Source organism: Paenibacillus sp. FSL L8-0494 (genome assembly GCF_038003695.1).
Taxonomy (GTDB): Bacteria; Bacillota; Bacilli; order Paenibacillales; family Paenibacillaceae; genus Paenibacillus_AQ; species Paenibacillus_AQ odorifer.
On the sequence record NZ_JBBOPQ010000001.1, the window covers coordinates 5782683 to 5796788 of the forward strand.

The 14106-nt window shown below is 46.6% G+C and carries 11 protein-coding genes and 1 riboswitch; of the genes, 2 read left to right on the forward strand and 9 right to left on the reverse strand.

The annotated features are described in order from the left end of the window. The 6 genes from NYE35_RS26105 to NYE35_RS26130 form a co-directional block, all read right to left on the reverse strand. Complete coding sequence (locus NYE35_RS26105; protein ID WP_051491088.1) at positions 1–543, reverse strand: GNAT family N-acetyltransferase; 543 nt, start codon at positions 541–543, stop codon at positions 1–3. Positions 544–581: 38 nt separating this feature from the next. Beyond that, on the reverse strand, positions 582–1511 hold the full coding sequence (locus tag NYE35_RS26110) for a metallophosphoesterase (protein ID WP_081382462.1): 930 nt from the start codon (positions 1509–1511) through the stop codon (positions 582–584). A gap of 57 nt (positions 1512–1568) precedes the next feature. Then, complete coding sequence (locus NYE35_RS26115) at positions 1569–2360, reverse strand: DUF3891 family protein (RefSeq protein ID WP_051491089.1); 792 nt, start codon at positions 2358–2360, stop codon at positions 1569–1571. 210 nt (positions 2361–2570) lie between these two features. Next, entirely contained in the window at positions 2571–3335 is a 765-nt protein-coding gene (sdhB, locus tag NYE35_RS26120; protein ID WP_036679800.1) for a succinate dehydrogenase iron-sulfur subunit, read from the reverse strand. A 75-nt stretch (positions 3336–3410) separates the two neighbouring features. Beyond that, positions 3411–5153, reverse strand: coding sequence for a succinate dehydrogenase flavoprotein subunit (gene sdhA / locus NYE35_RS26125; RefSeq protein ID WP_036679802.1), 1743 nt, complete (start codon positions 5151–5153; stop codon positions 3411–3413). Between the two features lie 45 nt (positions 5154–5198). After that, on the reverse strand, positions 5199–5864 hold the full coding sequence (locus tag NYE35_RS26130; protein WP_036679804.1) for a succinate dehydrogenase cytochrome b558 subunit: 666 nt from the start codon (positions 5862–5864) through the stop codon (positions 5199–5201). 404 nt (positions 5865–6268) lie between these two features. Between NYE35_RS26130 and NYE35_RS26135 the strand changes: the two genes are divergently transcribed. Beyond that, positions 6269–7171, forward strand: coding sequence for a LysR family transcriptional regulator (locus tag NYE35_RS26135; RefSeq protein WP_094902235.1), 903 nt, complete (start codon positions 6269–6271; stop codon positions 7169–7171). Between the two features lie 524 nt (positions 7172–7695). On the opposite strand, the gene NYE35_RS26140 is transcribed toward NYE35_RS26135, so the two are convergent. Continuing rightward, positions 7696–8367 carry a potassium channel family protein gene (locus tag NYE35_RS26140; RefSeq protein WP_036679808.1) on the reverse strand — a complete coding sequence of 224 codons (672 nt, stop codon included), beginning with the start codon at positions 8365–8367 and terminating at the stop codon, positions 7696–7698. 13 nt (positions 8368–8380) lie between these two features. After that, positions 8381–9739, reverse strand: a complete 1359-nt coding sequence (locus tag NYE35_RS26145; protein ID WP_341122246.1) for a TrkH family potassium uptake protein — start codon at positions 9737–9739, stop codon at positions 8381–8383. 62 nt (positions 9740–9801) lie between these two features. Then, a riboswitch (cyclic di-AMP (ydaO/yuaA leader) is annotated at positions 9802–9979 on the reverse strand. Between the two features lie 320 nt (positions 9980–10299). Between NYE35_RS26145 and NYE35_RS26150 the strand changes: the two genes are divergently transcribed. Further along, positions 10300–11976, forward strand: a complete 1677-nt coding sequence (locus tag NYE35_RS26150) for a CPBP family intramembrane glutamic endopeptidase (protein ID WP_341122247.1) — start codon at positions 10300–10302, stop codon at positions 11974–11976. 99 nt (positions 11977–12075) lie between these two features. Here the strand turns inward: NYE35_RS26150 and uvrC are convergent, their stop codons facing one another. After that, entirely contained in the window at positions 12076–14028 is a 1953-nt protein-coding gene (gene uvrC / locus NYE35_RS26155) for an excinuclease ABC subunit UvrC (protein WP_339824688.1), read from the reverse strand. Positions 14029–14106: the final 78 nt, after the last annotated feature.

The window sequence follows — 14106 nt, forward strand, 5'->3', positions numbered from 1 at the left end:
TCATTTGTGTAACAATGTGAATACTTTCATTACATCGTCCAAGGAGCCGACTTTGGGCATCACCCGCTCCAGCTTCATACCGTTCTTGAGCATCACACGTTCCGATCTAATATTATCTCCTGTGCAGCGTCCTTCGATCCTTGTTATCCCAAGGGTATGAACACTATAGTTCAAAAACAAACCCACGGCCTCCGTCGCCAGCCCGCATCCCCACCATGCCGGGTCCAGCATATATCCTAAGGTAGCTGTGCCCTCACGGCGGTTCCAATTCTGCAAAGCCACTATACCGATCAACCGCTGCTGCCCCTTTAAATAGATCCCGGCATGCAGCGCACAAGGATCGAAGGCAAATAACATCCGGTTTACCAGCTTCTCCACCTGGGCAGATGCTGATCCAGGGCCAGAGCGTACTAGAATATGGCGCTGCACATCTGGATGGGAGAGCAGCTGCCGCAAAGCTAAAACATCCTCAGGCATGATCAGCCTCAGATCAACTGCTAAACCATGTTGTGTCTCTAACAACACTGCTCCATAGGTGCTCATCTTCTCTCCCCTTCCGTGCAGCTAAAATTCCAGCCTAATCAGCTCATGGACCGATGCAGCGTCAGAACCGTTAATTCTGGCCTACACAATAACCGAAAAGGCATGTATGTCTCTCCAAACCCTCTATTCACATACACAGGCATGGCTTTGTCTTCTGTATAATACAATCCATTTATGTATTTAAGAGATCCATAAGGTGTAAATGGCGCACCTATAAAGGGCAGGCGAATTTGTCCGCCATGACTGTGCCCGGAAAGCTGTAGATCAAATGAATAGGCCTGTGCGGTATCCGCATAATCCGGCTCATGCATCAAAAGGACGTTAAAGGTTCCTTCAGGAACACCAGTAATGGCTTTCGCTGGGTCGGGTTTACCGTGTAACAGATCATCCAGACCCGTAACCGCCATGACTGCCCCGCCTCTTTTTAGAAGGTAGGATTTATTCCTCAGCACCCGGAAGCCCGCAGACTCCAGCAGCTCGGTAACCAGCTGGGTATTCTTGTAATCATGATTGCCTAATATCGCAAATTTACCCAATGGCGCACTTAACGCTGCCAGCACCGGTACGGCTTCAACAAGATCCTCAGGATCGCTGTCCACAATGTCACCCGTGAAGCAAATAAGATCCGGTTCAGCTTTGCTTATATGTTTAGCGAGTCGGGCCAGATCCCTGGCATCCTTATTAAATCCGAGATGCGTATCACTGAAATGAACAAGCTTCATCCCTGAAAAAGCGGAAGGAAGCTCCTTAAAACGCAAGTCCAGCTTAGTGACCTCAATCCAGTTCGGCTCCCCCTGCCATGCATATCCGCTTGTAAGCAATCCTGCGCCGATTACAGCAGCCGCACTCCGAGTCAGGAACTGCCGGCGGGTAATTGTAGACTCGCTACCAGAACGCCCCTTAGAGGGGTCCTTGTGGATCTTATCGCCATTCTTATTGGGAGAAGCCCCAGACGATTGTATCTTCATAGGGAGATTCTCCTTTCTTTACCTTTTCCCCGAAAAACAGACGGTCCAAATAATAACTTATATATTATTTCGGGCAGTTAGAACAATCCGGCATTCTTCTTCCGGAGTTTCGCTGTAAGCGCGTGCAATCCCTTTTTTTGCGATTTCTGATTTTTGAACTCGTCTCAGCATAAATGCTACTTCCAGGTTTTTTACAAAAGGAAACGGTTCAAGCATTAACGTTGACTTATCCTGCCACTCCGCTGTGATAACACGACCTGACGTAAAACTGAAATCTTCAGTGCCTGAGAACCCTTCACGCCACCATGGATGCTCCTCTGATTTCGGACACCCCGGCTCATTTAAGGCCAAATACAAGGACAGATCATCGCAGAATTCTAAAAGACGGGCATCATAATACAGCTCATCTTCTCCGATAGGCTTAGAAGCTTCAAGCTCCCGATGGATACGTGCTCTGCGTTCCTCTTCATGTTCTTGATATAACGTTAGTTCTGGATAATCGAGTCCCGAAATCTTAATAAGCCGCTCAAAATGCAAGCTGCACAGCAACGCTCCGTACGGTGTGTGTTCCTCGATCTCATCTAATCCACGCTTATAAAAGGTCAACTTAGGCACTACAGGAAAATCAATAAAGGTGTAGGGTGCTTGCTCCGCATCATTCCAGAAAGGGGTCTCATCGAGATCAATCCAACCCCTATCATGCTGGGCTACTGCCCACAGTACCTCTTCCCGGCGTCCTTCAGTTGGCACATGCTGCTCTTTGAACCCAATGGCCAGCTCTCCGGCAAGTTTCCCGTGATCATGCTGCTTAACCATTACAATTGCTCCATCTTGCTCCCGACAAATCACGATTATTCCTCCTTGTTCCACAGCTAACATTACGTTAACAATGGATATTATAGCATAAATTGGTCAATATTCTGAACTTGCTCCAGCCCTGCAAGACTTTCCCGCCTCAAGCAGATAAGAGAGTCTTAACAACATAAAAAAAGCTACCCCCAGCGAATGGAATCCACTTTGAGGATAGCTCAATAGATAAACATTTGGCGGTACTATTAATTACACACCTAACCAACGTTTGAACATATGCTTCGTTGTTTGCTTGTTTATTTCTGCAATAGATGTCGTAAGAGGAATCCCCTTTGGACAAGCGCGTACACAGTTCTGTGAGTTACCACAGCCATCGATCCCGCCATCCTCCATAAGAGCGTCCAATCTTTCGTCAGCGTTCATTTCACCTGTAGGGTGAGCATTGAACAGACGTACTTGAGAAATGGCTGCCGGTCCGATGAAATCCGTCTTTTCGTTGACATTCGGACAAGCCTCCAAACATACGCCACAGGTCATACATTTGGATAATTCATAGGCCCACTGCCGTTTTTTCTCCGGCATCCGCGGTCCCGGTCCAAGATCGTACGTACCGTCAATCGGAATCCATGCTTTCACCCTTTTTAGCGCATTGAACATCCGGGTACGGTCAATGACTAAGTCACGCACCACCGGAAATGTCTTCATAGGCTCAATGCGTACAGGCTGCTCCAGATTGTCTATAAGTGCAGCGCAAGCTTGGCGGGGTTTGCCATTAATCACCATGGAGCAAGCTCCGCACACTTCTTCTAAACAGTTGGAATCCCAGCATACGGGAACTGTGCTGTCACCTTTGGCATTCACAGGGTTACGCTGAATTTCCATCAAAGCACTGATCACATTCATACCTGGACGATAAGGAAGTTCAAATTCCTCGACATACGATGAACTTTGTGGATCGTCCTGGCGGGTGATGATAAACTTTACGTTTTTGGGAGCTGCAGCTGTTTCCGCCATAATGGTTCCCTCCTCAAATTGCCTGATTTTATTTCATGAAGCTTGCCTCGCAAGCTATTCTGTTACTGGAAAGCATTAATCCTTCGAATAATCGCGTACCCGTGGAGGAATCAGCGAGACATCCACTTCATCGTAGGAGATTTGTGGACCCTCTGCAGTCCAGGCTGCTTTTGTGGTCTTCAAGAACTCCTCATCATTACGATTTGGGAATTCCGGTTTGTAATGTGCACCACGGCTCTCATTCCGCATAAGCGCTCCAAGTGTCATCGCTTCGGACAGCTCCAGCATATTCCAGAGCTGGCGAGTGAAGGCCACACCTTGGTTATTCCAGCGCGATGCATCATTCATATTGATCTTGCGATAACGCTCCTTAAGCTCTTTGATTTTGCCAATGGTCGCTTCCAGCTTCGGATTGTGCCGCACCACGGTCATATTGGCGGTCATCCATTCGCCCAGTTCCTTGTGAATCACATAAGCATTCTCTGTACCTGACATCGCTAACAGAGATTCATATTTGTCCGTTTGCTTTTTGTGGAAGCTATCGAATACGGAAGAAGAGATATCCTGCGATGATTTCTTCAGGCCTTTAATGTATTCAACAGCCTTTGGTCCTGCGACCATACCGCCGTAAATAGCAGATACCAGTGAGTTGGCGCCTAGACGGTTCGCTCCATGATATTGATATTCACATTCTCCGGCTGCAAAAAGACCAGGAACGTTCGTCATTTGATTGTAATCAACCCACATGCCGCCCATAGAATAGTGTACAGCCGGGAAGATCTTCATTGGTATTTTACGGGGATCATCCCCCATGAATTTTTCGTAAATTTCAATAATCCCGCCAAGCTTCACGTCCAGCTCTTTCGGATCCTTGTGAGAGAGGTCCAAATACACCATGTTCTCGCCATTAATGCCCAGCCCTTGATCCACACACACATTAAAAATTTCACGTGTAGCAATATCGCGCGGCACCAAGTTACCGTAGGACGGATATTTTTCTTCGAGGAAATACCACGGTTTCCCGTCTTTATAAGTCCAGATACGGCCGCCCTCGCCACGTGCCGATTCCGACATCAGGCGGAGCTTGTCATCTCCCGGAATAGCGGTTGGGTGAATCTGGATAAATTCTCCGTTGGCATAATGTACACCCTGTTGGTACACCGCACTTGCAGCTGTCCCTGTATTAATAACGGAGTTCGTTGTTTTGCCAAAAATAATACCCGGCCCGCCGCTTGCCAAAATAACAGCATCCGCAGGAAAAGTCTCAATCTCCATCGTCTTAAGATTCTGGGCACTGATGCCGCGGCATACACCTTCGTCGTCGATGATAGCCGAAAGGAACTCCCAGTTCTCGCGTTTAGTTACGAGACCTTCAGATTCCCAGCGGCGCACCTGCTCATCCAACGCGTACAGCAGCTGTTGGCCTGTTGTCGCGCCGGCAAAAGCTGTACGGTGCCGCTTCGTTCCGCCGAAACGACGGAAATCGAGCAGACCTTCCGGTGTGCGGTTGAACATAACGCCCATCCGGTCCATAAGGTGAATGATACCTGGCGCAGCTTCACACATCGCCTTAACCGGCGGCTGATTCGCCAAAAAGTCACCGCCATAGACAGTGTCGTCAAAATGCTCCCAAGGGGAGTCGCCCTCACCTTTTGTATTTACCGCGCCATTGATGCCGCCTTGCGCGCATACGGAGTGTGATCTTTTTACAGGAACTAATGAGAATAAATGGACATGCGCACCAGCTTCCGCTGCCTTGATGGTAGCCATCAAGCCGGCCAGACCGCCGCCCACGATAATGATATCGGATGTTGCCATGATAGTTCACTCCTTTTATCGAAAATATCAGAAAGGATTCTTAAATTAAATGAAGGTCTTTATGGACTGGGCAATAGTTGCTGCAGTTTGAAATTCACTGTCACGGAAAGTAACCAGCGAAATCAGGAACATGAACGTTACTAAGACAAATATGCCAAGACAGAGGTAAGAAGATACCCGCTGTGCACGAGGACCGACGGTAATTCCCCAGCTGATTAAGAAAGACCAGAGACCGTTCGAGAAGTGGAAGCATGCAGCAACGATACCGATAATATACAGTGTCAGCAGAAGTGGCTGAGTCACGATATCGTGCATGAGACCGCCTAATTCTTCGTGCTCCACATTACCCACTGCCACCTGAACCCGTGTTTGGAACAAGTGCCAGACGATAAAGATAAAGGTAACAATACCTGTAATCCGTTGCAGGGTATAACGCCAGTTTCTTTCAATGTTGAAACGGTTCAAGTTCGGCTTGGATTGATACGCAATATAAAGTCCGTATACCCCATGGTACAGCAGAGGAAGCCATATACCGAACAATTCCAGGAAGAAGACGAGCGGTAAGCTGTTCAGCCATAACACGCTGTCAGTGAAACCGGAAGCGCCACCCTCTACAGCCGCAAAATTCGTCATCATGTGCTCAATGAAGAAGGCTCCAAGTGGGATAACGCCTAGCAAGGAATGAATCTTTCTGGAATAAAATCCTTTCATACAAAGTAACCCCTTTCCGATTAAAACAGCGTTTTCATTAATGGGTATTCACCGCCGGAACTACATTTGACACAGGATAACGTTGACAATCCAATGACATAATTCCTTAATTTACCGTTATCCTAGAGTTTACCGGACTTAGTTTTATTTTTCACAAAATGTGAATATCTTGTGTCACTTTTCATGTTACTCTTTTTTCGCTTATAAGGGAATTGCAATCTAATTATTAAACGTTATACAATAAACGCATAAGAATAGATTTTATATGATAATAATTCTCATTTAGCGAAACAACATTTTCCGACATAACCTGATTTTCCTTATGTAATAAGAACAGTTACTCTTACGGCTATGAATTTCATCACTACTGATCGTACATCGCATTAGGAGAGGAACCTCAATATATGTTTGACGATTTAGATGTTTTTGCAGCAGTTGTGGAACATTCCAGCTTAAACCGGGCCTCACGCCAGCTCAATCTATCCCAGCCCGCCTTGTCTCGCAAAATTTCTAAACTCGAGGAACGTCTGGGGGTCGCACTGTTTAATCGTTATGGCAAACGACTGGAGTTAACCGAGGTTGGGCGTCTCACTTATTCCTATGCGCTTGAACAACGGCAGCAGCGTTCCAAGTTTCTGGAAGCCCTTTCTAAATTCAAAGAGGGGGAGCCAAGGCTTGTCACCTTGGGGGCTAGTCTTACCTCACTGCAGACCACGCTTCCGCCGCTGGTTAACGCTTATATGGACAAATATCCGACCGCAGAGCTGAAGCTGATTACAGGCCGAACGCATGAGATCGTATCCTCAGTTAGTGAGGGGAAATCAGATGTAGGTCTGATCGCTTCCTCTATTCAAGAACCTGGGTTACGCTGCATTTCTCTGTTTGAGGATCAATTGCGACTGGTCGTCTCAGAGCAGCATCCTTTAAATTTTTCTTCCAAGCTAACCATGGATAATCTATCCCGGCTGCCTATGATTCTCTTCTCAAAGGGTACCTGGTACCGGCGCCTGACGGACGATCTATTCCAGCGCTGCGGGATTGATCCCGATGTGCGCATGGAGATTGACTCCTTCGAAGCCATCGTGCGGCTGCTTCCGACTGTCAAAGCGGCTGCGTTGCTGCCAAAGTCTTATCTGCGTCCAGAGCTGCTGAACGGCGGCGGACTGGTGTCCTTACATATCAAGGAGCTGGAGCAGACTCAACGGACCACCTGCCTGATTTACCGTGACGATGGAAGCATGAGCACGGCGGCTCGCAGTCTGGTGCAAGTAACCGAAGAGATGTTTCTGACAGAACGTGAGCAGTAAAGCCGGACCAAATGAATCAAGGTGCGCACCTAGTGATCTCCAGATGAGGCAATAAGTGAAGCACTTATTGCGTAATTAGGGAATTTCTCCCTGAAATTTAGAGATTTCTGTTCAGCAGACTTATAATTAGGGAAAACTTCCCTAATTATCGGCTGATTGAGTAACTAATAAAGGAATCCCACTGTTTATTAGGGAGGAATTCCCTAATGTCGTTCATTTAGAGCGAATAGCGGCTGTTTTCAGGGAAGTTTTCTCTAATTAGTTCACACCCACTCTGTACATCGTACAAACAAAGAACGCATCTCGCCCATAGTCCACTGTCACAGATACCACAAATCATCTACTACAGCCGTACGAATATCACACCTAGTAACTCGCCCACCACACACCCCAATAGCACAGATCACTACGCGTGATCTATAGTCATATGGCATAGTGAAATCCATTAATTTTCCTACTCTTTACTCCATAAAAAAGAAGCTGCCCCCAAGTAGAATTCACTACTTTTGAGTCAGCTTCTTTTACTATGATTCTTGGTTCACAACTTCACTCTCAAAACGGTCAATACTTTCATTAGGACCAATGAGTACCATAACATCGCCTTCACTTAAATAATCATGGGCAGTTGGAGCGACGATTATTCCGCTTTCCCTATTTAGGGCAACAATGCTGCAGCCATATTTAGCTCTTGTATTTAAATCGGACAAGCTTCTGCCGTTCATGCAGGATGGCACGGTCAGCTCGACAATTTTATAATCCTTGGACAGTTCAATATAATCCAGCAAATTGGGCGTCACCAGCTGGTGTGCCACACGAATCCCCATATCCCGCTCCGGAAAAATAACCCGATCAACCCCCAGCCGCGACAGTGCGCGGCCATGAAGGATGGAGATTGCCTTAGCCACCACTTGCTTGACTCCAATCTCCTTTAACAAAATGGCCGCCAGAATGCTTCTCTCCATATTGTCACCAATCGCAACAATCCCACAATCAAAGTTCCGTACACCAAGCGAGCGCATAATTCCCTCATCTGTAGCATCTGCTACTACCGTATGCGTCAGCTGATCGCTCATTTCCTCCACGCGTTCTTCATGGTGGTCAATGCCGAGCACCTCGTAGCCCATTTCCATCAGCTCAAGCGCCAGGCTTGAACCAAAGCGACCTAAGCCGATTACTACAAATTGCTGTGCTTTCATTTCTAATTAACTCCTATCCAATAATTATTTTACCTTCCGGATACTTATACAGTGGTTTACCCTGTTTTGGACCGAGTGCATACGCTAAGGTTAGTGGACCCAGCCGACCTGCAAACATCGTCAGACAGAGTAGAATCTTACCGATCGCTGACAGTTCCGGAGTTAGCCCCATAGTCAGTCCTACCGTAGCAAAGGCGGAGGTCGTCTCAAACAAGATTGCCAAGAAATTACTGTCTTCAGTTGTGGAGAGTATCATCGACACAGAGGCGATTAACAACAAAGCCAGCAGCGTGATCGTTAATGCCTTGTAGATGCGCTCTTGAGCCAGCCGATAACGGAACAACACAACATCTTCCCGTCCACGCAGCATAGCAATTACAGCACCAATCATCATCGTAAAGGTTGTTGTCTTGATCCCGCCGCCCGTTGAGCCCGGAGAAGCACCAATAAACATAAGAATCACTATAAAAAATTGTGTAGCCTGCCGAAGTCCAGCAATATCTACTGTGTTCGCGCCAGCCGTACGGGGAGACACGGATTGAAAGAAGGCCGATAATATTTTACCGCCAAAATTCAGTGAACCCAGGGTACGAGTGTTAGTAAACTCGAATATAAAAATAACCAAAGCTCCGATCAGAATCAGCCCTGTGCTGGTGGACAGGACAACTTTACTATGTAGAGACAGCCTGCGGATTACCCGAAACTCCACCAGATCTGACATTACAATAAAACCAATCCCGCCGGAGACAATCAGAAACATCACAATAATATTCACAAGCGGATCATATACATAATCAGTTAAACTGCGAAAATCCCCAAAAATATCGAACCCCGCATTATTAAACATAGACACCGCATGAAATACGCCAAAATAAATCGCTTTTCCAAGTGGCATATCAAAAGCCCAGCGAATAGACAGCAGCAAAGCGGCACAGCCTTCTATGACAAGAGAATATATAAGGACTCTCCGGATCAGTCGCACAATTCCTTCCATAGAGCCTTGATTCATGGCTTCCTGTAGGATTAGCCTGTCCCGCAAAGAAATTTTACGCTTTAACACCAGTGAAAATAGAGTGGCCATGGTCATAAAACCTAAGCCGCCGATCTGGATCAGGATCATAATTACGGTTTTCCCAAAAATCGTGAACGAAGTTCCGGTATCCAGCACAACAAGCCCTGTTACACAGGTTGCCGAAGTTGAAGTAAATAATGCATCAATAAATTCCACGGAATTCCCGCTTGTGCTTGAAATGGGCAACATAAGCAGCAAGGCCCCTATCAGAATAATCGATGCAAAACCAAGCACCAGTATCTGCGGCGGCGAGAGCTTCAGAAACTTAAATTCAGAAATCCTGCGAAACTGTGAAGCCACTATGCTCACCTTCTTATCAAAAATTCCAACAAAAAAAGCACTGGAAAACCAATGCTAACTTGGTTCCTGCAGTAAATTAGCCTACGAGGTTAGCTGACGGATTCGGACTGTGCAGGCTGCCCTATTCGTTCCTAGAACGAAATTCACCCCTGATGAAAGTGCCATTTATCTTGTACACTCCACTTTTCATCACTTCTTATGGTTCCCCCGTTTTCACCAGAAATTCGGCTACTATACAATTGCATACAAATTATATACGTTATTTAGTGAATTCACAAAGACACAATTATTGCTCATTCACATGAAAAAATGCGGTTTAAAGAGACTGCATCAAAAGGAGTGCCTTTTCTCATCACTTTTCCGTGTTTTCCCTGCAATTACACCGATTCTCACCATTCGTGCACAAACGAACACGATAAAATTCATGGTATAAATTCACATGACTATTCTATACTATCTCTATTACCCATAAAAAGAACATATAATGTTTTTTGTAACCAGCCAGGCACTAATACTATAATGGAACATAACATTGTCAGTACATAACAAGGAGGCGTTACATGAATCCCGTCGGCCAGCCCCTACAGCAACGTGCCCTCTCCAAGAGGCTCATCATCTCGGGCATTATCGGTCTTATTCTATTTATTATGTTTCAGATTTCCCCTTCGCTGCTAAGCAGCTCTACAGGGGAAGATACCACCGTCATTAGCAAGGCAGAAGCCCGTGACCAAGCCGTATTATTCGCAGAACAAAAGCTCAATTACACCGAAGCACCAAACGATCAATGGAATGTACTTTACGAGACGGACTCTTCCTTTTATGGTTATATGTCTCGCGAGAAGCTTGTGGAGGACTATACCAAGAAAAAATTGGATCAAAAATATCCTTTTGATGTCTTTCGTGCAACGCTTACTCCGTCAGCGGATCAAGAGCCGCAAATCATCGTTGACCTCAATATGTATACCGGCGAGATTGTCGCTTTCTCAAAGGCTGCAAAAGTTGCCTCCGAAGAGGGGTCTGGCATTGTTTCCTTTGGTGCAAAAGAGGACAAGGGAGCTGACCTCACTCTAGCGCAGAAGGAGAATCTTGCTCGTCCTTGGCTTCAGGAATGGGAAGTAAATCCTGCCAAGCTACAAATTGAATCGAATACAGGAAGCCATGGGCTGGTGTATACGGATAGCACTGTTCAGGTCGGCGAATCCTTATTGCACTATTATTTTGATTTCAGTGGAGAGCAGGTCTCCAGCTTTAATGCCGGATTCACTGCACCGGCTTGGCATACCTCCTACGTACAAGGACAGACCTCTTTAGCGGAAAAGCTGACATTATTCGGTTACGGTATACCCACACTGATTTTAGGAATTCTGGCACTCGTCTACAGTATTCTTAGAAGAGAGCATACTTCCTTTAAACGTGGGGTATTCCTAAGCTCAGCCTATTTTGTAATCATGATGATCAGCACCTATAATATGCTGCCTGAATCAACAGGCGAAGGGCTAGAAGCACAGATTACCTCTGTCATTATGTTTATCATTTATGCTTTGTACAGCCTGCTGATGTCCTCCTTGCTCTACTTCTCTTTAGTGGGCGGCAATGGCCTATGGCGAAAAGAGGGAGGCATGAACCCTTGGCCCCGCGCCAAAGAGCCCGGCTATGGACAATATGTGTTGGATAGTATCCGGGCTGGATACATGTGGGCTTTCGTTCTGCTAGGGGTGCAGACGGTTATGTTCATCATATTATCGTTTACCTTGCACAATTGGTCTACTACAGACGCCACCCAGTCTCCTTATAACATGAGATATGCTTGGCTTCTGCCTATCGTCGCATGGCTCGCTGGTTTATCTGAGGAAGCCATTTATCGCTTTTTCGGAATCCCTATGCTGAAAAAGGTGTTCCGAAACACTTTCGTCGCTTGCTTGATCACCACGCTGGTTTGGGCGTTTGGCCATACGTTATATCCGATCTATCCCATCAGCTCCCGTCCGATTGAGCTGACCGTAATCGGGCTGCTGTTCAGTTATATTTTCCTTCGTTACGGATTTATTGCTGTCATGTTCAGCCACGTCGTGTTTGACAGCATCCTGATGGGCGCTACGCTGATCTTTATGAAGGAGAGCGTAAATGTAGGCGCGGGTATCTTCGCGATTATTATGCCATTCATAGTCGCTTACATCGTCTATCGATTTAATCCACCACAGAAGACTAAGCCGGTGGAGCCTTCTTCTTTGATTTAAGAAAATAAAATAGTGTACATCCTATAACCAAATTTTAAAAAAGGGCATCATAGCAGCTTTAGTCGCTGCTGTGATACCCTTTTTCTTTTGTCACCATTGCTATGAGGTTGGCTCTTCGTCCTTGAGCGCATCAAGAATTTGTCTTGCCAGCTTTTCTCCAATAGAAAGTGTACGGAAATCATCCACGGAGGCTTCTTTAATTTTCTTAAGCGATCCGAAATGCTTAAGCAGCGCTTTACGGCGCTTCTCACCTATACCAGGTATAGAGTCCAGCTTGGAGGTAACCATGGACTTCCCGCGCTGTTCACGGTGGAAGGTGATCGCGAACCTATGGACTTCATCCTGAATCCGTTGCAAAAGGTAAAATTCCTGACTGTCCCGGGCTAGCGCGACAGGTTCTGGCGGATCTCCAACCAAAAGCTGAGCCGTCTTATGCTTATCATCCTTAACAAGGCCGCAGACCGGAATGAATAATCCCAGCTCATTCTCCAGAATATCAATAGCAGAGGAGATTTGCCCTTTCCCGCCATCGACCACGATAAGATCCGGTATCGGAAGATTCTCCTTCAATACCCGTTCATATCGCCGCCGAATGACCTCGCGCATCGTTCCATAATCATCCGCACCCACTACCGTACGAACCTTATATTTACGATACTCTTTTCGTGCAGGCTTGCCATCAATGAAGACAACCATCGCTGAGACCGGGTTAGTTCCCTGAATGTTCGAGTTATCGAACGCCTCAATGCGGCTCAAGCGTTCAAGACCCAAGCTCTCACCTAAGCTGATCGCTGCTCCAGAGGTACGCTCTTCATCCCGTTCAATCAGCCGGAATTTCTCGTCGATAGCCACTCTTGCATTTTGACAGGCCATGCCAACCATCTGCTTCTTAAGGCCGCGTTGTGGCACAAGCACCTTAATGCCCAGCCACTCCTGCAGAATGGAGGCGCCGCCGGCGGCATCCACGATCCCAGCTGCAGCAGCTTCCTCCGCCGCCGTCGCACGTGCCTCAGCCTCTTCAGCCGATTCAGGAGTATCTTCACCCTGTTGTAAATCCGCTTCTGCTGGAGCAGCTATCGTGATCTCAGGTTTAGTCTCTTTATTAGCCAGAGACTCCTCATCGAGCACATCCGGCAGCAGAATCTCCTGCGGCAAAGCGGGATTATCACTGTAATACTGCGTCACATAAGACATAAAGTCACTGTAGGCTTCACCATAGAACGGGAACACGGAGGAATGGCGCTGGATCATCTTCCCTTGTCTCATGTACAGAATCTGTACACACATCCATCCCTTGTCTACAGCATAACCAAATACGTCCCGGTCCTTAGTATCTGTAGTGTTGATCTTCTGCTTCTCCATCAATGCATCGATATGGATAATCTGATCCCGCAGTTCCTTCGCCCGCTCAAAATATAACTCCTCAGCAGCTTCCTGCATTTTTTGCTGTAAATCCTTTTTAACCGCCTCATGACCTCCGCCTAGAAAAGCAGCGATATCCTGCGTAATCTGCTCATACTCGGATTTCTGAACCTCCTTCTCACACGGTGCCAAACACTGGCCCATGTGATAGTAAAGACAGACCTCCTTTGGCATCACACCGCATTTACGAAGCGGGTACATACGATCTAGGAGCTTTTTTGTCTGCTGAGCAGCATAAGCATTAGGATAAGGGCCAAAATATTTTGCTTTATCTTTAATCACCCGGCGTGTAACCTCAAGGCGCGGGTGAGTTTCATTCGTTATTTTTATATAAGGAAACGTCTTGTCGTCTTTCAAAAGCACATTATAACGCGGCATATGTTTCTTAATCAGATTACACTCTAGAATGAGCGCTTCCATGTTACTGGACGTAACGATGTATTCGAAATCAGCAATATTAGCGACAAGCCGCTGCGTTTTACCATTATGACTGCCTGTAAAATAAGACCGCACCCGATTCTTGAGTACCTTCGCTTTGCCCACATAAATAATAGTGCCTTCCTGATTCTTCATCAGATAGCAGCCAGGCAGATCGGGTAGTAGTGCCAGTTTATTGCGGATATTGTCCAAAATGATCCCCTCCAGCTAAATTGGACCCATGATTAGTTGGCATTCAGCACACAAAACGCCTCCGGAATGAACCGAAGG